At 39.2% G+C, this 24645-nt stretch carries 18 protein-coding genes; 12 read left to right on the plus strand and 6 right to left on the minus strand.

The annotated features are described in order from the left end of the window. Positions 1-40 precede the first annotated feature (40 nt). On the minus strand, positions 41-1069 hold the full coding sequence (gene nagZ / locus ACX1N5_RS09725; protein WP_458801633.1) for a beta-N-acetylhexosaminidase: 1029 nt from the start codon (positions 1067-1069) through the stop codon (positions 41-43). 195 nt (positions 1070-1264) lie between these two features. Between nagZ and ACX1N5_RS09730 the strand changes: the two genes are divergently transcribed. Continuing rightward, positions 1265-3457 carry a carboxy terminal-processing peptidase gene (locus tag ACX1N5_RS09730; RefSeq protein ID WP_458801631.1) on the plus strand — a complete coding sequence of 731 codons (2193 nt, stop codon included), beginning with the start codon at positions 1265-1267 and terminating at the stop codon, positions 3455-3457. 631 nt (positions 3458-4088) lie between these two features. Continuing rightward, a complete protein-coding gene (locus ACX1N5_RS09735; RefSeq protein ID WP_458801629.1) occupies positions 4089-6152 on the plus strand; it encodes a bifunctional diguanylate cyclase/phosphodiesterase in 2064 nt (687 codons plus the stop codon). 214 nt (positions 6153-6366) lie between these two features. Here ACX1N5_RS09735 and ACX1N5_RS09740 read toward each other — a convergent pair whose 3' ends face one another. From ACX1N5_RS09740 to ACX1N5_RS09760, 5 genes are read right to left on the minus strand one after another with little or no spacing between them, the layout of a single operon-like run. Further along, positions 6367-7575, minus strand: a complete 1209-nt coding sequence (locus ACX1N5_RS09740) for a DegT/DnrJ/EryC1/StrS family aminotransferase (protein WP_458801627.1) — start codon at positions 7573-7575, stop codon at positions 6367-6369. A 3-nt stretch (positions 7576-7578) separates the two neighbouring features. Further along, the gene (locus ACX1N5_RS09745; RefSeq protein WP_004753811.1) at positions 7579-7983 is read right to left on the minus strand and encodes a DMT family transporter; all 405 of its coding nucleotides are present in this window, start codon (positions 7981-7983) and stop codon (positions 7579-7581) included. After that, on the minus strand, positions 7980-8339 hold the full coding sequence (locus ACX1N5_RS09750) for an EamA family transporter (protein WP_458801625.1): 360 nt from the start codon (positions 8337-8339) through the stop codon (positions 7980-7982). The genes ACX1N5_RS09745 and ACX1N5_RS09750 overlap by 4 nt, the downstream gene beginning before the upstream one ends. Then, positions 8336-9217: an alpha/beta hydrolase gene (locus ACX1N5_RS09755; protein WP_458801624.1), complete on the minus strand. Its 882-nt coding sequence runs from the start codon at positions 9215-9217 to the stop codon at positions 8336-8338. The genes ACX1N5_RS09750 and ACX1N5_RS09755 overlap by 4 nt, the downstream gene beginning before the upstream one ends. After that, a complete protein-coding gene (locus ACX1N5_RS09760) occupies positions 9214-9927 on the minus strand; it encodes an MtnX-like HAD-IB family phosphatase (protein WP_458801622.1) in 714 nt (237 codons plus the stop codon). The genes ACX1N5_RS09755 and ACX1N5_RS09760 overlap by 4 nt, the downstream gene beginning before the upstream one ends. A gap of 319 nt (positions 9928-10246) precedes the next feature. Between ACX1N5_RS09760 and ACX1N5_RS09765 the strand changes: the two genes are divergently transcribed. The 10 genes from ACX1N5_RS09765 (at position 10247) to acnA (ending at position 24464) form a co-directional block, all read left to right on the plus strand. Next, positions 10247-11005, plus strand: a complete 759-nt coding sequence (locus ACX1N5_RS09765) for a MipA/OmpV family protein (RefSeq protein WP_458801620.1) — start codon at positions 10247-10249, stop codon at positions 11003-11005. 142 nt (positions 11006-11147) lie between these two features. After that, on the plus strand, positions 11148-12527 hold the full coding sequence (locus ACX1N5_RS09770; RefSeq protein WP_004753803.1) for an aspartate aminotransferase family protein: 1380 nt from the start codon (positions 11148-11150) through the stop codon (positions 12525-12527). A gap of 250 nt (positions 12528-12777) precedes the next feature. Next, a complete protein-coding gene (locus tag ACX1N5_RS09775) occupies positions 12778-13854 on the plus strand; it encodes a GNAT family N-acetyltransferase (RefSeq protein ID WP_458801618.1) in 1077 nt (358 codons plus the stop codon). Continuing rightward, the gene (locus tag ACX1N5_RS09780) at positions 13851-14750 is read left to right on the plus strand and encodes a hypothetical protein (protein ID WP_458801616.1); all 900 of its coding nucleotides are present in this window, start codon (positions 13851-13853) and stop codon (positions 14748-14750) included. Before ACX1N5_RS09775 ends, ACX1N5_RS09780 begins: the two co-directional genes overlap by 4 nt. Positions 14751-14942: 192 nt before the next feature. Then, on the plus strand, positions 14943-16793 hold the full coding sequence (locus tag ACX1N5_RS09785) for a potassium transporter Kup (RefSeq protein WP_131379128.1): 1851 nt from the start codon (positions 14943-14945) through the stop codon (positions 16791-16793). 515 nt (positions 16794-17308) lie between these two features. Further along, entirely contained in the window at positions 17309-18898 is a 1590-nt protein-coding gene (locus ACX1N5_RS09790) for a peptide chain release factor 3 (protein ID WP_004753795.1), read from the plus strand. A 69-nt stretch (positions 18899-18967) separates the two neighbouring features. Further along, a complete protein-coding gene (locus ACX1N5_RS09795; protein WP_458801613.1) occupies positions 18968-19780 on the plus strand; it encodes a hypothetical protein in 813 nt (270 codons plus the stop codon). Between the two features lie 69 nt (positions 19781-19849). After that, on the plus strand, positions 19850-20779 hold the full coding sequence (locus ACX1N5_RS09800) for a DUF3298 and DUF4163 domain-containing protein (RefSeq protein WP_131379125.1): 930 nt from the start codon (positions 19850-19852) through the stop codon (positions 20777-20779). Positions 20780-20781: 2 nt separating this feature from the next. Continuing rightward, complete coding sequence (locus ACX1N5_RS09805) at positions 20782-21609, plus strand: TatD family hydrolase (protein WP_228259239.1); 828 nt, start codon at positions 20782-20784, stop codon at positions 21607-21609. An 89-nt stretch (positions 21610-21698) separates the two neighbouring features. Next, complete coding sequence (gene acnA / locus ACX1N5_RS09810; protein ID WP_458801611.1) at positions 21699-24464, plus strand: aconitate hydratase AcnA; 2766 nt, start codon at positions 21699-21701, stop codon at positions 24462-24464. Positions 24465-24645 lie beyond the last annotated feature (181 nt).

The following is a 24645-nucleotide window of genomic DNA, read 5'->3' on the forward strand; positions in this document are numbered from 1 at the left end:
AAAAATAAAACGCCTGATGATGCAGGCGTTTTGAGGGAATTTAAGTACGAATTGTACTGTTTTTGAATTCTTCAATGCGGTGTTTGACCTGTAACCACTCTTCACCCAGTGCTAAATTTTCGCTGAGATGTAGTGCTGGAATCTTGCCACGCATACGTTCCAGACGTTGCTGATTTGGTAGAGCAAAATCTTGAATGCTGTCGAGAGCAACAATTGCTGCTGCACGGTCATTACAAACCAGTCCCATATCGCAGCCTGCATTTAATGCCGCCTGAATTCGGGCATCTGCACCACCCGCGACACAGGCAGCTTGCATACTTAAGTCATCTGAGAACAAGACTCCGTCAAAGTGAAGCTGCTGACGGAGCACGGTTTGAATCCAGTGTTGAGAAAAGCCTGCAGGATTGGCATCGACTTGTGGGTAAATCACATGTGCAGGCATGAGAGCATTGAGGTCAGGCATGAGTTGAATAAAGCTTTGCATGTCTTGCTCATAGATTTCCTCATAACTGCGCGAGTCAATTGCCGCTGCAACATGCGAGTCGGCTTTGACTGAGCCATGACCTGGAAAATGTTTGCCTGTGGTTGCCATCCCTGCAGCTTGCATACCCTGCATAAAAGCGCGTGCTAGTGGAGCAATGTCTGCGATATTTTTAGCGAAGGCACGGTCGCCAATCACATCGCTAATGTCATTTAAGTCCAGTACGGGAGCAAAACTAAAGTCTATACCTACTGCTAAAACTTCAGTTGCCATAAGCCAGCCACATTGCTGGGCTAAGTTTAGGGCATGTTCAGGTTGCTCAAGATACAGCTCACCAAAGCGCCCCATTGCAGGCAATAATGTAAAACCTTGTTTCAGGCGTTGAACGCGGCCACCTTCCTGATCAACGGCAATCAAGATTTTAGGGCGAACACTACGAATATGATCGGTCAAGGCACGAACTTGTTGTGGTGACTCAATATTACGTGCAAACAGGATTAAACCGCCCACTTGAGGGTTTTTCAGTAATTCAATATCTTCTGGAGTCAGGGTGGTTCCTGCGATATCGAGCATCAATGCGCCAATCATAAGAGCTTCCGTTACTGGGTGAATTGCAAATGGAGATTGAATTTTGCAATGATTTGCTACATTTTGTCAGCACAGAATATGATAAAACTACACGACATGGTACAAAGACTTTGATTAAGATCATGAATATTCAAGTCTAATTAAATATTATTGCTATGTAATTTTTGGTGAAATCCAAGGAAGCACGATTAATATATGAAACTTCAAACAATCGCTTGCGCAGTTGCACTGGCAACAGGTGGTCTATTTTTTACTCATGTGATTAATGAAGCGGCTGCTGCGACCAGTGCGGAGTCTGTTGTATCGGCAGTACAACCAACTCAAGCACAGAAATTGGTGACACGTCAGCTTGCAACCTTGATTGATCGCCAACACTATCTGAATATGCGTCTGGATGCCAATACGTCCAATCGTATTTTAGGCATGTATCTGGATAGCTTAGACCCAGACCATACGATTTTCCTCGCATCTGATGTTGCCTCGTATAAACAAAAATATGGTGCAACCCTGGGAGCAGCGCTCAAAGCTGGTGATTTAACCGCGCCTTATGCGATTCATGCCCAGTATCGTCAGCGCTTAAAAGATTTTTATAGCTATATGCTGGCCGAGTTGAAAAAACCACAAAACCTAGAACAGAAAAATAACTATATTGATACTGATCGTGAAAAAGCACCGTATTTTAAAACTGAAATCGAGCAGCGTGATTACTGGCATAAAATGCTGCTATCACAGTTAATCAACCTGACGATTAGCAAGCAAGAAGATCTGGCGAAACAAAAAACTCTTAAAGCAGACCCTTCTTTGGCGCAGGGGCAGGATTTAAGTTCTGAAGATTTAACGCCTGAGCAAACGCTAACCAAGCGTTATACTCGCCAGTTAGAGCGTATTGGTCGTACCAAGAGTGACGATGTTCTGGATAAAATCCTGAACTCCATGACACTGACTTACGATCCACACAGTAATTATTTCCCACCTACTGATGCAATGGAATTGAATCGTCAAACCACCTTGCAGCTAGAAGGGATTGGGGTCTCGATTCGCCCTGAACGCGGTAATGAAGACTATACCAAAATTGAAACCATTGTAGATGGCGGGCCAGCGAGCAAGTCTGGTCAGGTCAAAGCAGGCGACCGTATCATTGGTGTTGCCCAAGGCGGTGACAAGATGGTTGATGTTGTTGGCTGGTCGAGTCAGGAAATTGTCGGATTGATTCGTGGTAAGCGTGGCACCAATGTCACCTTAAAACTATTGGGTGCAGGTGCACCAATGAGTCAGGCACGTACAGTGACTTTGTCGCGTGATGTGATTAAAGAAGATGATCAGGGCGTGCAATCACGTGTTGTGAAAGTTAACCGTGATGGTAAACAGCATACTTTTGGTGTCATTGAAATCCCATCGTTTTATCTCAACTATCGTGCACGCCGTGATGGCGCGGACTATCGTTCCGTATCCAAAGATACCAATGATGCTCTGAAAGCACTTTCAGTACAGAATGTTGAAGGCATTATTATTGATTTGCGTAATAACCCAGGTGGTTCGCTTGAAGAAGTGTCACGTATGATTGGTCAAGTGATTAAGTCAGGTCCAGTCGTACAAATCCGTGATGGGAATGGTAACGTCAATGTCTTTGAAGATAATGATGCTGGTCAACAAACCTATGCAGGGCCTTTGGCAGTGTTGGTGAACTTGGCATCGGCTTCGGCAAGTGAAATTTATTCTGCTGCAATTCAGGATTATGGCCGTGGTATTATTATTGGCAGTACCACGACAGGTAAAGGTACCGCGCAAGTTCAGCTAGACTCTTTGGCTTATGGTCAGGCAACGTTGACTCAGCGTAAATTTTATCGAATTACGGGTGGCAGCACGCAAAACAAGGGTGTGATTCCAGACATTAAACTGGTTGATATCTGGAATGATGAGTTCGGTGAGCGTAAAGCCAAAAATGCCTTGAAATGGGACACAATTCCAACAGCACCATTTAAGCGTGAAGGTGTAATCAAGCCGTATTTACCTGAACTAGAAAAACTTTCAACGCAGCGTGTCACTCAAGATCCTCAGTTTAGCTATTTGGAAGCTCGTCGTGCACTTGCCAAGAAAACTGATGATGAGAAACGTCTGCCTCTGAATCTGGATCAGCGTAAAGTTGAACTTGATACTTTAGAAAAGCAGACTTTAAATGCTGAGAACTTACGCCGTCAGCAAACAGGGCTCACGCCGTATAAAGACTGGAGCAGTTATCAGGCATCGCTTGATGCGCTCAGTGAAACACGTGCTAAATTGAAAGCCAATCTACGTCCAGCATTACCAGAGGAAGAAGCTTTTGTGACTGAAGCAGCCAATGTATTGCTTGATTACGCAAGATTGCAGCAACAAAAATCAGGTAATTAATTAAGTAATAATATAAAAAAGCTCGGGAATTAACCGAGCTTTTTTATAAATATAATCAGGTAAGTTTGTAAAAATATCATGAATTAATTTAAATAAATTTCAAAATAAAGGATAATATTTAGTTTTTCTAAAAAGCTAAAAATAAGCCATTTAATACCTCATCAAAAATAACCTGTGTGTCGATTAATAATAAAATAGTAGGTGAATCTATAGGCTTCTTTCACAAGCTGATTTAATTTTTCTTATACATCATTGAGATATGTTTTAATTTGACCGAGTGATTAAAATAAAAAGAGTGTAAATCAAATCATTATGAATGAAGGGCTGTGTAATCATGAGTCTTAAATGCTGATTTGACATCTTATAAAAAAATTGTTTTTTGATACTGTCGCAAATATAAAGCAAAGTAAATTTTTAAGATATTCTTGAATAAGCTGACTTAGGCATATTTTTTTAAACTAAAACAGATTACTATAAAATATAAATTCGATTTTTAAATAACCATGATATTTACTTTGAATTTGCGTTAAACATGATTCTGTTAACACCTGATCATATTTTTTTCAGGTTTTTATGAATAGGCTTTTGAAAAGAAGCAGGTCAATTACAAAAACAAATTTGGGTACATGAAATGACAGAACTCAATGATCACGTCAATTTTGTTGTGGGTGCTATGATTGTAGCCATATTGATCTGCTATGCCATGATTACATTACAAGGGGTATTGTTTAAATTTTTTTTGTATCAGCAGTACAAGAAAACCATCATTTTAATGAATGTTATTTTTTCTGCATTCGTTGTGTGGTCTTTACAGTTTTTTGGTATGTGGATGATACAACAGTCAGATGGCGTTCTTGTGCATAAATGGCTGTTACTCCCGTCATATTTAAGTATGTTAGTCGCTGCGCTAGGCGTCACTTGGTTACTAAAGCAGCCTAAACTTGAGCGTTATGCTTTAGGTTTAGGGGCTATTGGCATTGGAAGTGGTGTTTTTTTGATGCATTATTTTACCATGATGACATTTATTCCGCTAAAACAGGCATTTCAATATGATGCCTTGTGGACTGGAATTTTAGTCATGATTGCGGTTTTTGGATCTGGAGTGAGCTTATGGTTAACCTTTAGGTTAAAAAATGTGCAAAATAATGCCTTTATCTTAAAAATAGCTGTCGCTTTTATGGTGGCTTTTAGTATTGTAGCAATGCACTACGTGGGCATATGGGCGGCGCATTTTAATATAAAAAGTAGCCATGTACTTCAAACAACAACATCTGGTCATATTGTGATACTAGGTATAGTAATTGTTGCCTGCCTAATTCTGATTGCTGCATTTTTTGTGGCATTACTGGAATTAAGGCTGGAAGAACGAAATCGTCAACTGACAGAGGTTCATAAAGAGTTAACGCACTTAACAACGCATGACACTTTAACTCAGTTACCGAACCGTTTGTATTTAAATGATTATGTCAAAATGATTTTGGCTGAGCATCGTTTGCATCGTCAGCAAATTGCGGTGATCTACATTGACTTGGATCGTTTTAAATCCATTAATGATGCATTTGGTCATCATGTGGGAGATCAGTTGTTGGTGCAATTTGCCAATCGCATCACTGAGCAGATCGCAGAGCGCCAGACCTTGTTACGCATTAGCGGAGATGAATTTTTGCTGATTGCAGAACATTCTTCTGTTGCGCAGGCAGAACAACTAGCCCAAAAAATTCTGACCGATATTCAGCATGGTTTTAATATTGCAGGACGTAATATTAATATTACGGCAAGTATCGGTATAGCAATGTATCCTGAGCATGGTGAACATTTGCAAGAATTATTAATGCATGCAGATATTGCGATGCTGGCATCTAAAGAGCAGGGGCGTAATACCTATAGTGTTTTTAATTATAATATTGAACAATATGAAGAACGTCATCAATCCAAACTGATTAATGACCTCTTTAAGGCAATTGAAGAAGATCAGTTTGTTTTATTTTATCAGCCGAAATTTAATAAATACCGTAAAATTTGTGGTGTTGAAGCATTAATTCGCTGGCAGCATCCTAAAATGGGGCTGCTTGGTCCAAATATGTTTATCCCCTTGGCAGAAAAAACAGGATTAATCATTCCTTTGGGATATTGGGTCATGGAGCAGGCATGTAAACAGATTCAATTGTGGGAACAACAAGAACAAAACTTTTACCCAATTTCGATTAACTTGTCCGCAGTTCAGGTTGAGCATAAATCACTGATACAAACTTTAAAGCAGTATATTGAAGAATATCAGATTGATACAAATCATTTGATTATCGAAATTACTGAAAGCACAGCCATGCATCATATTGACTCAAGTATCGAGATTTTCCAGAAAATCCGTAAGTTAGGTGTGAAACTCTCGATTGATGATTTTGGTACAGGCCACTCAAGTTTCTTATATTTGAAAGATTTGCCAGTCAATGAATTGAAGATCGATCGTGCTTTTATTAAAGATTTACATCGTGGTTCAAAAGATGAACTGATTTTAGCCAGCTTGATTCAGCTCACCCGAAATTTGGGTTTAACCATTACGGCTGAAGGCATTGAAACTGAAGAACAACTGGAAATTCTCAACCGTTTAGGCTGTCAGCAATTTCAGGGCTTTTTATTAGGAAAACCATTTCCTAAAGAAGTGTTAGAACACAAATTTGGCATATATACCAGTTAAGAAATGCCAAGGCAGTTAGATGGTTTATAGACTGACTTCATTTCTGCGGCTGGCTTTATATCGTTAAAAGTGAGTTGAACCAAGATTGGGTATCGTAGGGAATACATGAGATTGATAATGTGCGCCCTAGAATATTCATGAACCCATTTAAGGGCAGTTCAGCGAGTATTTAGCATTATCAATAAGCTGAATAAAAATGGTGGATGAGGTCTATTCATTTATAAGAATGAATCGTGTTTTCAATGATGCTATAAATCTTCTCAAACTCACTATCACTTAACCAAGCCGAATTAGAAATACTAAAACACCTTTGCGCAAAACTTTCTGCTTGCGGCAAAGATGTATTTAAATGAGCGAGATTAGGATATTGATGTATCGCTCGTACAAATAATTTGGTTACACCCAAGCCTTGCGTCCATAGCTTGGCTAAAATTGCATGTGCTAACTCAGGTCGATCTGCAAGTAATAAAATAAATGGAAAGTTAGAGCTACTTTCAGCTTGTTCTTCAAAAACTTGAAGGTGAGGTAATTCTTTGAATCTTTGAATTCTAGATCTTGCCTGATACTGTGCTTTATGCAAATGCTTAGGTAATCGGGATATCGCAGAAGCTGCAACCTGACTTCTCCATCGACCTAAGCGATGAACTGGAATATCATTTTGATCGAAATTATCTCCTACAGCCGTAATTTCATCATTATTTTTTAAAGCACGACGTAAATGATTTCCATAAATCAGGCTAAGTGTTGAAGGTCGATACAAAAAAGTATAACCGACTAACTCGATCATTCTTTTCAATTCCCAGTCTTTGAGCACAGGCAAATCTTGACATGCTGCATGTAATTTTTGCTGCAATTCTGGATGTTTGCTAAATAAGATTCCACCTTCTGCGCTGGTGAGTCCCTTACCGAAAGCAAGGCTAAAAAAGCCGATGTCTCCAAATAATCCAACACTTTGATGATGATACTGAGCGCCCATGGCTTGGGCTGCATCTTCAATCATATAAGTTTGATGTTGATCTGCGATGTGTTGAATACCTTCCAAATCACAGACTAAACCTGCTATATGGGTGGCAATAATTGCCAGTGTGTTTGCGTTTGTTTTTAATGCGAGTTCGTTCAGATCGTAATCAAAATGATCTTTTTTCAGATCACATAAAATAGGCGTTAAACCAAGCTTTTCTATGGCTAATGGCACTAATGGGCATGTCCAAGCAGGAATAATGACTTGGTTTTTTTTAGGATGCATCGATTGTAGCGTCTTTAACGCAACCATCAAGGCAACAGTTCCTGAGCAAGTCAGCGCTGGCGTCGGTATCTGTAAAAGGTTGGCGACTGAACTCGCCAAATCATATTTATGCCCAAAAGAAACAAGATCCCTAAATAAAATAGGCAGACCATTTGTAGGAGGGATCTCTGTGCTCATAATTTAAGAATGGATGTTATACGGGACGTTTTCTACATCTGCTTTAGATTCATCTCTAGCTAAAAAGAAGACACCAGAAATGATAAATAAAGCGCCGATGATTTTAATTAAAGTGAGAGGTTCATTAAAGAGCCAGATTGAAAGTATAGTGACGCTAATCAATTCGAGGTGTGAAGCTGCAAAGGCAGGGCCGACTGGTGCATATTTTAATAGTGTCATCCAGGTAAAAAATGCCCCGATATAGCCGACAAATGCACCATAAATCCATGGATGGGAAAACACTCGAATCAGCCAAGGAAGGTCAAATGAAAGCGGCATGGCATGCACAGATGCAAATTTGAAACTGATCTGTGCCAGAGTATCAAACATCATGAGCACTAAAAAGCCAATAATATAAAAAGATTTCATGCGCCTAACCCTACAATAGTGACGCCAATCGAGATTAGAACCACACCTATTAATCTATTTCTGGATAATTTTTCTTTAAAAAATAGTCGTCCGGCCAGCATAATCACCACAATATTGATGCTACCTAGCATGATGCCATCAGATAATGGCACAAGAGATAAAAAGGCAAGCCAAGCAATAAACTCAAAAACGTAACAAAAAATTCCAATCCAAAGCCATGGTCGCTGGAGCATGGCTTTCCAGTGTTGCATACCCGCGTGCTCTGAGCTTTCTGAAGCAGCTGCTTTAAAAGCAAGCTGCCCAACGGTATCAATTAAAATAGTGATAATCCATGCGCCAATAACCAGTGGACTCATGCAATATTCTCTAATTCATGATCCAGTTGTGATGACTGGACAGATGCTTTAGGGGGGCTCTTGATGAATTGACTATCAATATTTCGTATAAATTTTAATGATTCTTCAATCACCTGTTTGCGATCATTATCAATCGTAATCATGTGGTAACTATTTTTAAGCCAGATGACTTGTTTTAATCCCGATACATGATTATAAACAATCTGACTATTGCGACGATGTGAAATATCATCATTATAGGCGTGTAGGCAAAGAGAGGGAGCTGTAATTTTACGCAAGTTTTTTCTGACATTGCGTGATAAGCGCTGCAATTGATATAAAGAATGCCAGGGATTACCAGGTAATCCAGCTTCACTACTATCACCACTATTCATTGCGTTTACAATGCGAGCGCGTAGAGACTCGTTACAAATACCGTAAGGTTCAGCTTCATCAAATGTATTATGGCGACCGATGTTTAAATGATAAACAATTGGTAGTGCAATTGGTGCAGCAATTTTTGACCAAAGCGGAATACTCCAGCCATCATACTGAAATGTGGGGCTATAACAAATCACGCCATTCAAAGGATGTTCAGAGGCATATTTTAAAGCCAGTAGTGCACCCATAGATAAGCCGCTGACATAAATTTGGTCAACGTGCTGTTTAAGTTTTTCTGCACCATCACATGCGCTGGCATACCAGTCTTCCCAACGGGTTTGAACCAGATCTTCGATATCACCACAGTGACCTGCCAGTTGAACACCGTAAACGCTGTAACCTGCCTGATGAAATGAACGGGCAATCCCACGCATTTCATTGGGTGTGCCTGTTAAACCATGAATCAGTAAAATACCAGTACGATTACCAGAAAGAAAAAATGAATTATCTGAAATCATACTGTCACCACAGCTAAACGACCATGCTTTTCATCGTTATGAATCAGTTGCACCAATTGCTCCTGAATTTCAATAAACGATTTAAATGCAGTATGTTCAATACTTTTTCCAATACAATGATTGATCAGGGATTTTTTTGCAAAAACATAATCTGCTGTTTCCGCAAGGCAAAAGTCTGAACGACCATCACCAATCAAAATGATCTGTTCCTTAAAATGTTGTTCGGCCACTTTACATTTACACGTTCCACTTTGACTGATACAGCGTGGATTTGTATTTGGAAATTCAAGTTTCCAGTTGCGCTCGCTTACTTGAACCAAGTGATTTGCAATAATAGGTAAATGTGCAAGATCATACTTTTTTAAAATATATTTAATCACGACATCCATGCCATCACTCACAATGGTTAATGGAATCTTGTGTGCGGTTGTCATGTGTACAAAATCAATAAACCCTGTATCGATTTCAATACTATCTAGGCATTGATAGAGTTCATTTTTAGACATGTCGAGTAATTCAATCTGACGCTGCATACAGATCTTAGAGCCAATCTTCCCTTGTTCCCACTCTTGTTCTATTTCTACCCAGCCAGGTTTTGCAAAAGTTTCTAATAATTGGTCTGTTGTATCATTTAAACTAATCGTCCCGTCAAAATCACATAAAATATGCCATTGAGCCGAAGAAGGGAGATTGTGACGGATAAGGAACATATATGCCTCACAGCGTTTAATTATTTTTTTCTTCAGCACATTGAAGAAAATTTGATTTGCAACATATCGCTTAAACCTTAAATATTCCTTATATCTCAGACCAAAGCCTAAAAAGTCTAGGGGGTATTTATACTTAATAATGAATGTGCTAGAGGCTAAATATATGAAAAATTAGTATATATTGTGGAATTATGCCAAATAATGAAATATATGGAATATTTGAATTAATTTTTTACTTTTGTATCTGATTTGTGTCAAATGATTGATAAAAAGAATAATAGATATATTTTGAGCATCAATCAAAATTTGGTCTAATTTTATGATTAATTTATTTGTTAGAAATAATAAGATATATTTTTTTATCTTAATAGGACTAAATTTTTGGTGTAATTATAGCTATGCAGAAGAGCCTACTACCCTGAGTGTAGGGTTGAATACTTCTCTGGATTTTCAAGCCTATAAGGGAAAAACCGCTTGGATGAGTGTTTTACCTACCGCTTTCTATGACAATAAAAAAATTTATATTGAAGGTGACGAGCTCGGGGTCTATCTCTTAAATAATGAGCAGAATCAATTTAGATTAAACGCCTATTATGATGGCAGTTATTTTAGCCCTTCTGGAAAATTAAATGCTTTAAGAACAAGAAAATGGTCTGTCATGTCTGGTGCAAGTTATATGCGAATTACGCCATTTGGCGGATTTAAAGCACAAATAGGTACAGATATTTTATCTCGAAGCAAAGGAACCGTAGCGACACTTTCTTATTTAGCTGAATTGAATACTGGGAAATGGTCTTTTTATCCAGAGTTTGGTTATCAGTGGAGTAACAGTCAATATAATGATTATTACTATGGTGTGACTGCATCTGAAGCACGTAACAGTGGGGTAACTGAATATCATCCTAAGGATAGTCTTCAGCCCTATATGGATTTGAACTTTAATTACAATTTAAATAAAAAATGGAATGTTTTTGGTGGGGTGAATATAAATTATTTATCAAATCAACAATATAGAAGTCCTATCGTTAAAAACCGTATAGATTTTTCGCCTTCTTTAGGGATAGTTTTTAAATTTTAAGCTTCAATTCAGAAAACTGCTTTTAAATTTTATGCCGTGGAAATGAACAAATGTGCTTCTATTTCGGTTGAAAAGACCAGTGGAATGCATCGAATAATTGAACAGTAAACATACGGTATAACTACCCAAAAGGATAGGTCTCATGACAATTAATGAAGCTCAACTATTAGCAGATGAGGCAAAATATTGCTCTCATGGAGATACTGTTCATTATGTAAATCCCCCAAAGATTTTTACAGATTGTCAGGGTAGTTATGTGTTTGATGATCATGGGACACCATACCTTGATCTACAAATGTGGTATTCAGCAGTTAATTTTGGTTATAAAAACCCACGCCTAGATCAAGCATTAATTAATCAAATTAACACATTGCCACAAATTGCAAGCCAATATTTGCACCCGACAAAAATTGAACTCAGTAAAGTGCTTGCTGAAGACATCTTGAAAAAAACAGGGGTGCAGGGCCGTATCCATTATAACGTTGGTGGTTCTCAATCCATTGAAGATTCTCTTAAGCTAGTCCGTAATTTCTGCAAAGGCAAAAGCAGAATGTTTGCCTTTGAAGGTGGTTATCATGGACGTACATTAGGTGCGTCATCAATTACTTCTAGCTATCGTTATCGCCGTCGTTATGGTCACTTTGGTGAACGTGCTCAATTCATTCCTTTCCCATACCCGTTCCGCCGTCCAAAAGGCATGACCCCAGAAGAATATGCAGTCAAACTTGTTGCAGAATTCCGCCGATTATTTGAAAACGAATATCATGGTGTTTGGGATCCGAAAGTTCGTGAAAGTGAATTTGCGGCGTTCTATATCGAAACTATTCAGGGGACTGGTGGTTATGTCATTCCACCAATGAATTTCTATCCAGAACTGAAAAAAGTGCTGGACGATCATGGCATTTTACTTGTGGTTGATGAAATTCAGATGGGCTTCTACCGTACTGGTAAACTATGGTCATTTGAACATTTTGATATCACGCCTGATGTCGTTGTCTTTGGTAAAGCACTGACAAATGGTTTAAATCCATTGGCTGGTGTTTGGGCAAAAGAAGAAATGATCAACCCTGTCACTTTCCCAGTAGGCTCTACACACTCAACATTTGCTTCAAACCCGCTAGGTACAGCGGTTGGTCTTGAAGTCATGAAAATGCTTGCTGAAAAAGACTATGAAAAACAGATCATGGAAAGTGGTGCTTACTTCCTCGAAGGTTTGAAAGATCTTCAAACACGCCACTGTGAAATTGGTGATGTTGATGGTTTAGGCTTGGCGCTTCGTGCTGAAATTTGTCAGACTGATGGCTTTACTCCAAATAAAGAGTTGCTTGATAAAATGGTTGATATCGGCTTATCTGGTACGCTTGAGTATGAAGGCAAGCAATGTGGTCTAGTGCTGGATGTTGGCGGATACTATAAAAACGTTATTACATTTGCACCAAACCTTGAAATTTCTAGAGCTGAAATTGATCAGGCAATGGTATTGCTAGAGCAATTATTAGTTCGTGCAAAAAAAGAGCTTTAATCTAAAAAAGTTTAGCTAGGCAGTATACATAATCTATTTTATGCATGCTGCCGAACATATTTTTGAGATTAAAAAAGAATAGTTGAATAATCATTTGACTATTCTTTTTAATATTATAAATATACTTCATAAATCTTATGGTTATAGTGAATTTAAGTATATTTGGGAACTGATATTTTTTACACTTATTGGGTTGAAATGAATAAGTTAAAAATCATATCAACTTTTGGTTAAAACGTATTGAATAAATATGAGTGTAGAAATTAATCTTAATCAATTAGAGCCACAATCTTTAATTGATGCCTTTTTAAAATATCCACCAGAAACTTTTGAGGTACGAAGCTCAAAAGAGGGTTTGCCATATTTTACGACGCAGTTTAATTTATTAACTACATTAGATATACCTGTTCGACAAAAAATTGAATCTATATTTGGATATAAATTTTGGGGGAAGTTACTTTATCTCTCCACGTGTTTCATCGGGACAACAGTCACAGAGTACACAGTTTTACCGCAAAATTATCAGATTGATGAAATTGTAGAAAATCTGAAAAAAAAATCAAAAAATAATACATTAACTATTATTAAAGATTTGCCATTAAATTCGCCATTATTAACAGATTTCGAAAATCAATACAGTCAAAAATTAATCAGTGCTGCTGAGAAATCAGGTTTTCTATCTTTAGAAGGCCAAGCTTTGGCTTATGTTGCAATTGATTTTCAAGATCGTGAAGATTATTTATCTCGATTTTCTAAAAGTCGGCGAAAAAATTTAAAAAGAAAACTAAAAAGTCTGGATGAGCTAAGATTAGAAGTTGTAGATACAGGGTCTGATATTTTTAAAAAACACGATTTCCGTACGCATTTATATCAACTTTATTTGGCTGTTTATCATCAGAGTGAAATTCATTTTGATTTGTTGCGTTCAGAGTTTTTCGATGAAATTTTACAAGACACGAACAGTGGCGGAAAAGTTTTTCTCTATTGGAAAGATGATATTTTAGTGGGTTATAATATTTGTTATGAATATAAAAATAATCTCATTGATAAATATATTGGTCTAAATTATGCATTAGCGACCGATTATAATTTGTATTTTATTAGCTGGTTTGTCAATTTGGACTATGCGAAGAAACATAATTTAAAATTCTATATCGCGGGTTGGACTGATCCAGAAGTGAAATCAAAACTTGGGGCAAGTTTTACCTTTACGCGGCACTTGGTCTGGATTCGTCAACCTGTACTCCGTTTTATTTTAAGAAAGATGCGCCATTTATTTGAGTCGGATACGCATTGGTATGAGCAATCCCAGGAGTCAAAATCATGAACAATCAGCATATGCGGCAGTCCATTGTTCTCAATTTTGATGATTCGACAGGGATTCCTGAAAATGCATTTAATCTCAATCTGAATTCTTGGCAAGAGATGATTCGCTTTGGTTGTAAGTGGAATCAGTTTCATCAGCTCTCTAGTTATTTAACCGATCAGTTACCTCAAAATACAACGTTGGGTTGCACATTAATAGGGAGTGGGGACTATCATCACATCACTCAATATTTGCTCAATAGATTCAAAGATGCTGAACCCTTTCATTTAATTGTTTGTGATAATCATCCAGATAATATGCGTTACCCATTTGGGATTCATTGCGGATCTTGGGTGTATTGGGCGAGTTTATTACCGCAGATTGCACGTATCGATGTGATTGGTATCGGTTCAAACGATATTGGTTGGAAACATGCTTGGGAAAATCATTGGTCACCACTTCGCCATGGGAAGCTGCATTATTGGAGTATTCAACAAAACGCCAGTTGGACTCGATGGATTGGAGCCTCAGGCGCCTGGTTTAATTTCCAAAACCCAGATGATTTAATGCAAGAATTTTTATCACAAATATCATCGTTAAATTTAAAAACCTATCTCTCTATTGATAAAGATGTTTTATCAAAAGATGTGGTAATGACCAATTGGGATCAAGGGTTTTTCCTAGAGCATCATTTAAAAGATTTAATTACACAGCTTAAAGGAAAGCTCATTGGGGCAGATATTACAGGTGATATTTCAGAATATCGTTATCAAAGTTTTTTTAAGCGCTTTTTAAGTGCATCTGATGGTCAGAGTGAAGAATTATTAGAAGAAAATATTAAATTGTTTCAAATTAATCAAAAGAAATTAAATAAAGCTTTAATTGAAATGATTAATCAAAGTTGGGTGAATGATTGATTTTGTTAAAATATAAATTGGAGTAAATAACTCGATATCAGAAATATGAAGGATATTTAATTTTACTTATTTAATTTACTTATTGAACTATAAAATATATAAAAACATTGATATTGATAGAATTTGTCAAGTCTTTAGCTATTAGGAAAATAAGAATATAATCTCGAATAATCCAATTTGGATAGTAAGAGTATGTCAAATAAAAAAATAAGTAGCCTTGCACTGGCTGCTCTAGGGGTCGTGTATGGAGACATTGGTACTAGCCCACTCTACTCATTTAAAGAAGCCTTTTTACATGGTCTTGCTTTAAATGAACTAAATATATTATCGGTTTTATCGGCATTCATTTGGTCGGTTCTTCTGATTGTTACTGTTAAATATATTAGTGTGGTAATGCAATATAATAATAATGGTGAGGGGGGCGTTTTATCACTATTAGCATTAGTTCTGAAAAAAATAAAACCTGGTTCTAAACAAGCTCGTGTGGTTTTATTACTTGGGTTGTTTGCGGCAGGGTTATTTTATGCGGATGCTTTTATTACACCTGCAATCTCTGTGCTTTCAGCAATCGAAGGGACAGAGCTGATTACCATACAGTTCAAATCATGGATTATTCCAATCACCATTAGCGTATTGATTATGCTTTTTTTGTTTCAACGTTATGGAACTCAAAAGATTGGAGGATTATTATTTGGGCCAATCATGATTATCTGGTTTTTAACGCTTGGTATATTGGGTTTAAAAGAAATATTTATAAACCCCGCTGTACTATATGCGTTTAATCCATTTTATGCGGTACAGTTCTTTTTTAATCAACCCAAAGAAGGCATATTTTTACTATCAGCAGTATTTTTAGCATTAACTGGTGGTGAAGCTCTATATGCCGATATGGGGCATTTTGGTGCACGTGCGATTCGTGTCGCATGGTATGGTTTAGTTTGGCCAAGTTTAACTTTGAACTATTTGGGGCAAGGCGCTTTATTAATGCATGAACCTACTGCAATTAATAATCCATTTTTCCTGCTTATGCCTTCATCAGGTTTAATCTTTTTAGTTATTCTTGCAACTTTTGCAACGGTTATCGCATCGCAAGCGACTATCTCGGGAACATTTTCACTGACATTAGAGGCATCTCGCTTAAGCCTTTTACCTCGAATTAATTTTTTACACACATCGGATCAAGAAAAAGGCCAGGTTTATATTCCCTTTATTAACTGGTTAATGTTGCTTGGGGTTCTATTTCTTGTTGTTACATTTAAATCATCAGGGGCATTGGCATCAGCCTACGGTCTTGCTGTATCAGGAACGATGTTAATTACAACGATTCTATTGATTTATATGCAACTCCTATATAGAGCATCTTATTTTAAATTATGTTTACTCGGGCTGTTCTTGATTATTGAAATTGGTTTTGTTATTTCAAACTTGACCAAAATTGCAACAGGCGCTTGGTTGCCAATTTTAATTGGATGCGTAGTATTTTCGATTCTCTTTATTTGGCAAAAAGGAATGCATTATTTAAAAGAAGAGCGTCGGAACCAAAGTTTGAATTTGGATATATTGCCGAATATATTAAATCAGGGAATTCATAAAGTTAGTGGAACTGCTATTTATTTAACTTCGGATAAAGATCTGATTCCAAATGCTTTACTACATAATTTAAAGCATTATCAGGTTATTCATGAATATAATATTTCTTTAACTGTTGAAACCTTGAATTCTCCTTATGTTGCTCAAGAAGATAAAGTGAAAGTGAATGAAATATTTGATAATTTCTATCAAGTCACAGTTTATTTTGGCTTTAGGGAATATCCTTATTTAGTTCCATTGATTGAAGGGTTAAAGTTACATGATTGGAAGTTTGATTTAATGTCAACAACTTTTTTTGTTTCAGATACCATTATTATTAATAATGGAAACTTTTTAAATCATGTCGAATTTAATGTATTTAATATATTGTTTAGACAGGCGGGTGAAATTCATCAATATTTTGGATTGCCACCGAATAGGACAGTTCAATTAGGAACACAGGTTGCTTTGTAAGATTAAATAATTTTATTCACGATCAGTGTTTAAGAGATCAATAAGAGAGGTGCTTCAAATATTGGAGCGCCTTTTTTATTGAGTAAGGCTTCTTTCATTAACCTATGTTTATAGAACAATAAAATAGTATCAATCATGATGAAAGGCATTTAATCAATGTAGCCATTTGCTTGGTTTAAAGCTTTTCGGGTTCAATTCAGCTTAAGTTGACGTGATCGACAATGATGACGGTTCTCGTATTTTAGGTGATCTGCTGATTTTAATTCTATCGGCGACAAAATTTACATCTATTTAATTTTTAGATTATTTTGAAATGCTTAGACGAGTGAATACCGCCAAACAAGCAATATGTTTTCAAAATTTAATTCAATATGAACAGTTTAGGCAAATCAACAATCAATCAACAGAAATTCTTAAATCTGCTACAATGGCGCCAATTTTGAATCCTTATATTTTCTGTTTTGTACTCATGTTTAAATAGGTACAAAACTGCGTACATATTGAAGATTGCTCTCATGTTTAAAGATGAATTGGTGGCTCAGGTCGCCCAACGCCGTACATTTGCTATCATTTCCCACCCCGATGCGGGTAAAACCACGATGACAGAAAAATTGCTGTTATGGGGGAAAGCCATTCAGGTTGCAGGAATGGTGAAAAGCCGTAAGTCCGACCGTGCAGCAACTTCTGACTGGATGGAAATGGAAAAAGAACGTGGGATTTCCATTACCACCTCCGTGATGCAGTTTCCTTATAAAAATCATGTGATTAACTTGCTTGACACCCCAGGGCATGAAGACTTCTCAGAAGATACTTACCGTACCTTGACGGCGGTTGACTCTGCGTTGATGGTGATTGATGGTGCAAAAGGGGTCGAAGATCGAACCATCAAATTGATGGAAGTCTGTCGTATGCGTGATACGCCGATTATTTCTTTCGTCAACAAAATGGACCGCGAAATTCGCGAACCTTTAGAGTTGCTTGATGAAATTGAAAACGTGCTGAAAATTCAATGTGTGCCGATTACTTGGCCATTAGGGATGGGGCGCGATTTCGCAGGTGTATACAACTTATTAGAAAATAAACTTTACGTATATAAAGCCGGTTTTGGCTCAACCATTACCGATATTGAAGTCCGTGATGGTTATGATTATCCTGATATTCGTGAAAAAGTAGGTGAGTTGGCATTTGCTGCATTTGAGGAATCACTCGAATTGGTGCAAATGGCAAATGAACCGCTAGATCGTGAACTGTTCTTACAAGGCAAACAAACACCTGTCCTGTTTGGTACAGCGTTGGGTAACTTTGCAGTGGATCATGTCTTGGATGCGTTTATTCAGTGGGCACCAGAACCAAAAGCACACCCAACGCAAGAACGTCCTGTTGAAGCAAGCGAAGAGGGTTTCTCTGGGTTTGTCTTTAAAATTCAAGCCAATATGGACCCGAAACACCGTGACCGTATTGCTTTTATGCGTATTTGCTCAGGAAAATACGAAAAAGGCTTAAAAATGAACCATGTTCGCCTTGGTAAAGAGGTACGTATTTCAGATGCCTTAACCTTCTTGGCAGGTGAACGTGAGCATTTAGAAGAAGCGTGGCCAGGTGACATTATTGGTTTACATAACCATGGTACGATTCAGATTGGCGATACTTTTACCAGTGGTGAAAACCTACATTTCACGGGGATCCCACACTTTGCCCCAGAAATGTTCCGCCGTGTACGTTTGAGAGATCCGTTGAAGTCGAAACAGCTGCAAAAAGGTCTCAAAGAGTTGTCTGAAGAGGGCGCAACACAAGTGTTTATGCCACAAAACAGCAATGACCTGATTGTGGGCGCGGTCGGTGTACTTCAGTTTGACGTGGTTGCTTACCGCCTGAAAGAAGAATACAAAGTGGACTGTATTTATGAGCCAGTCAACATCAACACGGTACGTTGGGTCGCTTGTGATGATGAAAAGAAATTCAATGAATTTAAGAAAAAAGCGCATGACCAATTGTCTGTCGATGGCGGTGGGCATTTAACTTATCTTGCACCGAGCCGTGTGAATTTACAGATCATGCAAGAGCGCTATCCTGATATTCAGTTCCGTAATACTCGCGAACACTAAGTTGAGTAATATTAAAAACAGCTTCTTTTGAGAGGCTGTTTTTCCAAAATGGATCAATGGACTAAATACATGAAACAACAGCAAACACTCATCATGGCAATCTTGTCGAGCGTATTGTTACTGAGTGCATGTCATAAAGAACCTGGCAAACAACAAGAACAAGCAGCCAGCAGCACACAAAATAGTAATCCCGATGTGTTGCCTTATCTCGATATTCAGACCAAACGCGCTGAATATGCATTGCCATTTTGTGAAAAGAAAAACTGCATTGATATCGATATTCAAAGTTTAGTCACTAAAGATACGTGGCTTAATCATTGGATTACGACAAATCAGAGTAAAGTGGTACAAGCCCAGATTGACCTAAAACAAAACTTGAGCTTGCAACAGGCGATTAACGCTTATGTGAAAAAGTCAGATATCTGGCAACATGAATTTTCAGCCAATCAGCCATATCGGTTACATATACAGACCCGTGTGGCTTCCCAGCGTAACCAGTATGTTTTGCTCCAGATGCAGGTGAGCAGTCGGCAGGCAGATGTCGAAATTAAAGAACGCCAATACTTCTTTGTTGCTGACCGTAAACTGCAAAAAGACCTGAGTATTTTGGATGTGATTGAGCCTAAGCAGCAGGTGGCATTTGATGGGATTGTTCAAAGTGCCTATCAGCAATGGCTGAAAAAGCAGCCCAAGAATGTACAGCTCGCTGCGCCCAAAAAATTGCACTGGGGACAAGCTGACTGGTTTTTCGATGGTGAAGGCGTCGGGTTACATTACCGTGCCAATGAAATTGTGAAAGATGCCAAGCAATTGGAAATTTTCCTGAACAAGTCGCAAACCCAGCAAATGCTCAAAGCTGATGTTTTTCACAAAATGTTTTAAAAAACAATACAACACTGTGAACGAAATGGCGTTATTTTAATTAAAAGCATGACAATAAAGGCGGCATTGATGTTGCATAAAAATCTCTCGATCCTATTCTCTGTATCGGTGCTTAGTGCGAGTTTATGCTTGAGTGCCTGTCAGAAACAAAATGATGATGCCGAGCAGTCTATCTCGACTCCGAAAGTGGCTCAGGTGAAACCCAAACCTGCACCATTTGAGTTTACTGCCAATTTAGACAATATCCCTGTACAGCTTCCTGCCTGTGAAGGCAACAATTGCCCTGAGTTTCAAGTGCAGCGTTTAAAAACCAATTATGCCTTTATTGATCAACAGGTGGATGCGGCAATTATTGCGACCTTACGCGATACTCTGGATTTAAGCATGGTTAATCCAGCAGCTTCGGAACTTGTGGCATCAGAACCTCAAACGACTGATCTGCATCAGCAAGTGCAACAATATGCCAAAGCTTTTTTAGCACTGGATCAGGAACTGAAAAAGATCAATGCCAATCCGCAAATCAGTTTTCATGTTCAGCCCAAAATTTTGCGCAAACAGGATCATTTGGTTACGGTACAGCTCAATTCGGATAGTTTCTTGGGTGGGGCGCATGGTGCTGCCGCACAGCAATATTTAATGTTTGATTTGAAACATCAGCAGCAGCTTCATTTGAATGACATTTTATTGCCAGATCGTAGAAATGCTTTGTTAAAACAGTTGCATCAGCAGTTTGCACAGTGGGTCGAGGCGCAAAAACTGGCAGACAATGTTCAAGAATATGAAGATGCTTGGCCATTTAAACTCACGAATAATTTTTATCTCAGCTCGCAAGGTTTGGTGCTGCAATATGCAGAATATGAAATTGGACCTTATGTGGTCGGGATGCCAAGTTTTACTATTCCATACGCACAGTTAAAAGGGATTCTTAAACCTGAATATTTACCAAAACCAGAGATAACGCAGACCAAAACTGCCAGCAAAGTTCAGCATTCAACATGAGTTTGGCTTTATTTGATACCCATACCCATTTCGATGTTCCCGAGTTCGATCCAGATCGGGAAATCTTGGCACTGGCTGCGAAAAAGGTTGGGGTGAAGGCTTTGGTGTTGATTGGATTTGTCGCATCACGGTTTGATGATTTATTGGCGACATATCAACAACTTCAGCAGTGGAGTCATGTGCCGAAAAGTTATCTGGCACCTGGGTTACATCCATTTTATATCGAAGAACATCAGCCAGAACATTTACAGCATTTAGAGCATATGCTGAGACAGCAAACTTGTGCGGCAGTGGGAGAAATCGGTTTAGATACCTTTTTAAAACAACATAAACAGCCTGAATTATTAGAAAAACAAAAACAGTATTTTACGGCGCAACTGGAACTGGCACAGCAGTTTGACTTACCTGTGTTATTGCATATTCGTAAAAGTCATGCCGATGTTCTGGCACTGTTAAAAAAACAGCGCTTTCGGCAAGGTGGGATTGCCCATGCTTTTAGTGGCGGCATTGAAGAAGCCAAAGCTTTTATTCAGATGGGTTTTAAGCTGGGTGTTACAGGGCAGATTACCAACCCGAATGCCAAAAAACTGCATCAGGTGGTGCAGGCTGTGGGTGCTGAACATCTGGTTTTAGAAACCGACTGTCCTGATATGACGCCACTTTGTTGTCAGGTCTTAAGCGAGCAGCGCACACGCAATACGCCTGTGAATTTACCTTTTGTACTCGAAGGTCTGGCACAGAGCTTGAATCTGCCTGTTGAGCCTTTAGCTGAAAAGCTTTGGCAAAATACCTTAGATGTTTTGCCGCTTGCAAAGACCAACATGCTCTAACCAAAACAGAACACTTCTCCAGTTAAATCGGCATAAAGTAAAGAAGAAAGGACGCCTAAAAATAAAATGCCGAATCGGAGGATTCCCGTATGGCTCATGCTAAATCTAAATACAGTCACATTAACAGTTTTCATGCATTACAAACCTTGCAGGTGGGTACGCAGAGTTATCAGTACTTTAGTTTACCCAAAGCCGCGGAACGGCTTGGTGATTTAAGCAAACTGCCAAAATCATTGAAAGTATTACTGGAAAACCTCCTGAGATTTGAAGATAACCATACGGTTACCAGTGCTCATATTCATGCGATTGTGGATTGGTTAAAACAAAAAACCAGTGAACAGGAAATTCAGTACCGCCCTGCACGGGTATTGATGCAGGATTTTACGGGTGTACCCGCGGTGGTCGATTTGGCTGCAATGCGTGCAGCAGTTGCCAAAGCAGGTCAGAACCCTGACAAGATTAATCCGCTGTCACCCGTGGATCTGGTGATTGATCACTCGGTGATGGTTGATCATTTTGCCAGTAGTCATGCTTTTCATGACAATGTTGAAATCGAAATGCAGCGCAACGCCGAACGTTACCAGTTCTTACGTTGGGGGCAGTCGGCATTTAATAATTTTAGTGTGGTGCCGCCAGGCACAGGGATTTGCCATCAGGTCAATCTGGAATATTTGGCACAAGCGGTTTGGACAGCCGAAGATGACGGGCAAACTTTTGCCTTCCCTGATACCTTGGTGGGGACAGACTCGCATACCACCATGATCAACGGCTTAGGTGTGCTTGGTTGGGGTGTCGGTGGAATTGAAGCCGAAGCCGCCATGCTCGGACAACCGATTTCGATGCTGATTCCCGAAGTGATTGGTTTTAAACTCACAGGAAAATTACCTGAAGGGATTACTGCCACGGATCTGGTGCTGACCATTACCCAGATGCTGCGTAAAAAAGGTGTGGTGGGTAAGTTTGTAGAATTTTATGGTGATGGCTTGGCAGCTTTGCCATTGGCTGACCGTGCGACAATTGCCAATATGGCACCTGAATATGGCGCAACCTGTGGCTTTTTCCCGATTGATGAAGTGACCTTGGAATATCTACGTCTAACTGGTCGCCAGCCTGAACGGATTGCACTGGTTGAAGCCTATAGTCAGGCACAGGGTTTATGGCGTTACGCAGGTGATGAACCTGAATTTACTGACAGTTTAAGTCTGGATATGTCCAGTGTTGAAGCCTGTTTGGCAGGGCCGAAACGTCCGCAAGATCGAGTGCTACTGTCGAATGTTGCTAAAACTTTTGATGAAGTCTTAGAACTTAGTATGAAGCCCGCCAAACAGGATAAAGAAAAACTTGAAAATGAAGGTGGTGGTACAGCAGTGGCTGCACAAACCGCCAGTGTGCAAAATGATGCACCAAGCTGTACGCTCAATGGTGAACACTTTGAGCTCAAACATGGTGATGTGGTCATTTCGGCAATTACTTCATGTACCAACACCTCCAACCCAAGCGTTATGTTGGCAGCGGGTTTGCTGGCGAAAAAAGCCATCGAAAAAGGCTTACAGCGTAAACCGTGGGTGAAAAGTTCTTTAGCACCTGGTTCTAAAGTGGTGACAGACTACCTTGATGCCGCAGGATTGACCCCGTATCTCAATCAGCTAGGTTATCAGTTAGTCGGTTATGGTTGTACCACCTGTATTGGTAATTCTGGACCTTTACCTGAAGTGATTGAAGAAGCGATTCAATGTCATGATCTGAATGTAGCATCGGTACTTTCAGGTAACCGTAACTTCGAAGGTCGGGTGCATCCACTGGTCAAAACCAACTGGCTGGCATCGCCACCGTTGGTGATTGCTTTTGGTTTGGCAGGTACGATTCGTATCGATTTAACCAAAGAACCATTGGCGACCAACGATCAGGGGGAAGCAATTTACCTCAAAGATATTTGGCCGACTACAGAGGAAATTACCACGGCATTACGGCAAGTCAATACCGCCATGTTCCACCGCGAATACGCACAGGTGTTTGAGGGAGATGCCAGTTGGAAAGCGATTCAGATTCCTGAAAGCCAAACCTATGCGTGGGATGATAGTTCGACGTATATTCAGCATCCACCATTTTTTGCAGACATTGATCAGCCTCCTGTACCAATTGACAATATTGTCGATGCCCGAATTTTGGCGGTGCTGGGCGACTCGGTCACCACAGACCACATTTCACCTGCGGGCAATATCAAAAAAGACAGCCCTGCGGGACGTTACTTGCAAGCTCATGGGGTTGAGCCGAAAGACTTTAACTCCTATGGTTCACGCCGTGGCAATCATGAAGTGATGATGCGCGGCACATTTGCCAATATCCGCATTAAAAACGAAATGCTAGGGGGGGAAGAGGGCGGCAACACCATTCATATCCCGAGCGCGGAGAAACTTGCAATTTATGATGCGGCAATGCGCTATCAGCAAGAACATACACCACTGCTGATTATTGCAGGTAAAGAATATGGGACAGGTTCATCGCGTGACTGGGCTGCCAAAGGAACGAATTTACTTGGCGTAAAAGCCGTGATTGCGGAAAGTTTTGAACGGATTCACCGCTCCAATCTGGTAGGCATGGGCGTGTTACCGCTACAGTTTGTTGATGGACAAACCCGCCAAAGCCTGAATTTAAGAGGACAAGAGATTATTTCAATTTCAGGGCTTTCTGATCATTTACAGCCACATCAAAGCTTACAGGTCCATGTCAAACGTGTTGATGGTTCGCGTGATCAGTTTGAAGTATTGTGCCGAATCGATACGCTGAATGAAGTGGAATATTTTAAAGCAGGCGGGATCTTGCATTATGTGTTGCGTCATCTGATCGCGTCCTAATGTTGGACTTCTTTCAGCAAAATTTACAACCTCTTTATTTTTCTCCTGGTAAGGAGGAACACAAAGGATTGATGAAAGAAGCCTATTGATGTTCTAGAGAAAAAGCGCCAAGACATTCTCGGCGCTTTTTTCATTCCCTCTAGGTTGCAAAAAGCAGTAAAATAGCCGCCCTGTCTTTTAA

The sequence above is a fragment of the Acinetobacter sp. ANC 4636 genome (assembly GCF_054454555.1).

Coding starts and splice junctions, on each gene's coding strand:
- nagZ (WP_458801633.1), bottom strand. CDS start 1,069: ATGATTGGCGCATTGATGCTCGATATCGCAGGAACCACCCTGACTCCA.
- ACX1N5_RS09730 (WP_458801631.1), top strand. CDS start 1,265: ATGAAACTTCAAACAATCGCTTGCGCAGTTGCACTGGCAACAGGTGGT.
- ACX1N5_RS09735 (WP_458801629.1), top strand. CDS start 4,089: ATGACAGAACTCAATGATCACGTCAATTTTGTTGTGGGTGCTATGATT.
- ACX1N5_RS09740 (WP_458801627.1), bottom strand. CDS start 7,575: ATGAGCACAGAGATCCCTCCTACAAATGGTCTGCCTATTTTATTTAGG.
- ACX1N5_RS09745 (WP_004753811.1), bottom strand. CDS start 7,983: ATGAAATCTTTTTATATTATTGGCTTTTTAGTGCTCATGATGTTTGAT.
- ACX1N5_RS09750 (WP_458801625.1), bottom strand. CDS start 8,339: ATGAGTCCACTGGTTATTGGCGCATGGATTATCACTATTTTAATTGAT.
- ACX1N5_RS09755 (WP_458801624.1), bottom strand. CDS start 9,217: ATGATTTCAGATAATTCATTTTTTCTTTCTGGTAATCGTACTGGTATT.
- ACX1N5_RS09760 (WP_458801622.1), bottom strand. CDS start 9,927: ATGTTCCTTATCCGTCACAATCTCCCTTCTTCGGCTCAATGGCATATT.
- ACX1N5_RS09765 (WP_458801620.1), top strand. CDS start 10,247: ATGATTAATTTATTTGTTAGAAATAATAAGATATATTTTTTTATCTTA.
- ACX1N5_RS09770 (WP_004753803.1), top strand. CDS start 11,148: ATGACAATTAATGAAGCTCAACTATTAGCAGATGAGGCAAAATATTGC.
- ACX1N5_RS09775 (WP_458801618.1), top strand. CDS start 12,778: ATGAGTGTAGAAATTAATCTTAATCAATTAGAGCCACAATCTTTAATT.
- ACX1N5_RS09780 (WP_458801616.1), top strand. CDS start 13,851: ATGAACAATCAGCATATGCGGCAGTCCATTGTTCTCAATTTTGATGAT.
- ACX1N5_RS09785 (WP_131379128.1), top strand. CDS start 14,943: ATGTCAAATAAAAAAATAAGTAGCCTTGCACTGGCTGCTCTAGGGGTC.
- ACX1N5_RS09790 (WP_004753795.1), top strand. CDS start 17,309: ATGTTTAAAGATGAATTGGTGGCTCAGGTCGCCCAACGCCGTACATTT.
- ACX1N5_RS09795 (WP_458801613.1), top strand. CDS start 18,968: ATGAAACAACAGCAAACACTCATCATGGCAATCTTGTCGAGCGTATTG.
- ACX1N5_RS09800 (WP_131379125.1), top strand. CDS start 19,850: ATGTTGCATAAAAATCTCTCGATCCTATTCTCTGTATCGGTGCTTAGT.
- acnA (WP_458801611.1), top strand. CDS start 21,699: ATGGCTCATGCTAAATCTAAATACAGTCACATTAACAGTTTTCATGCA.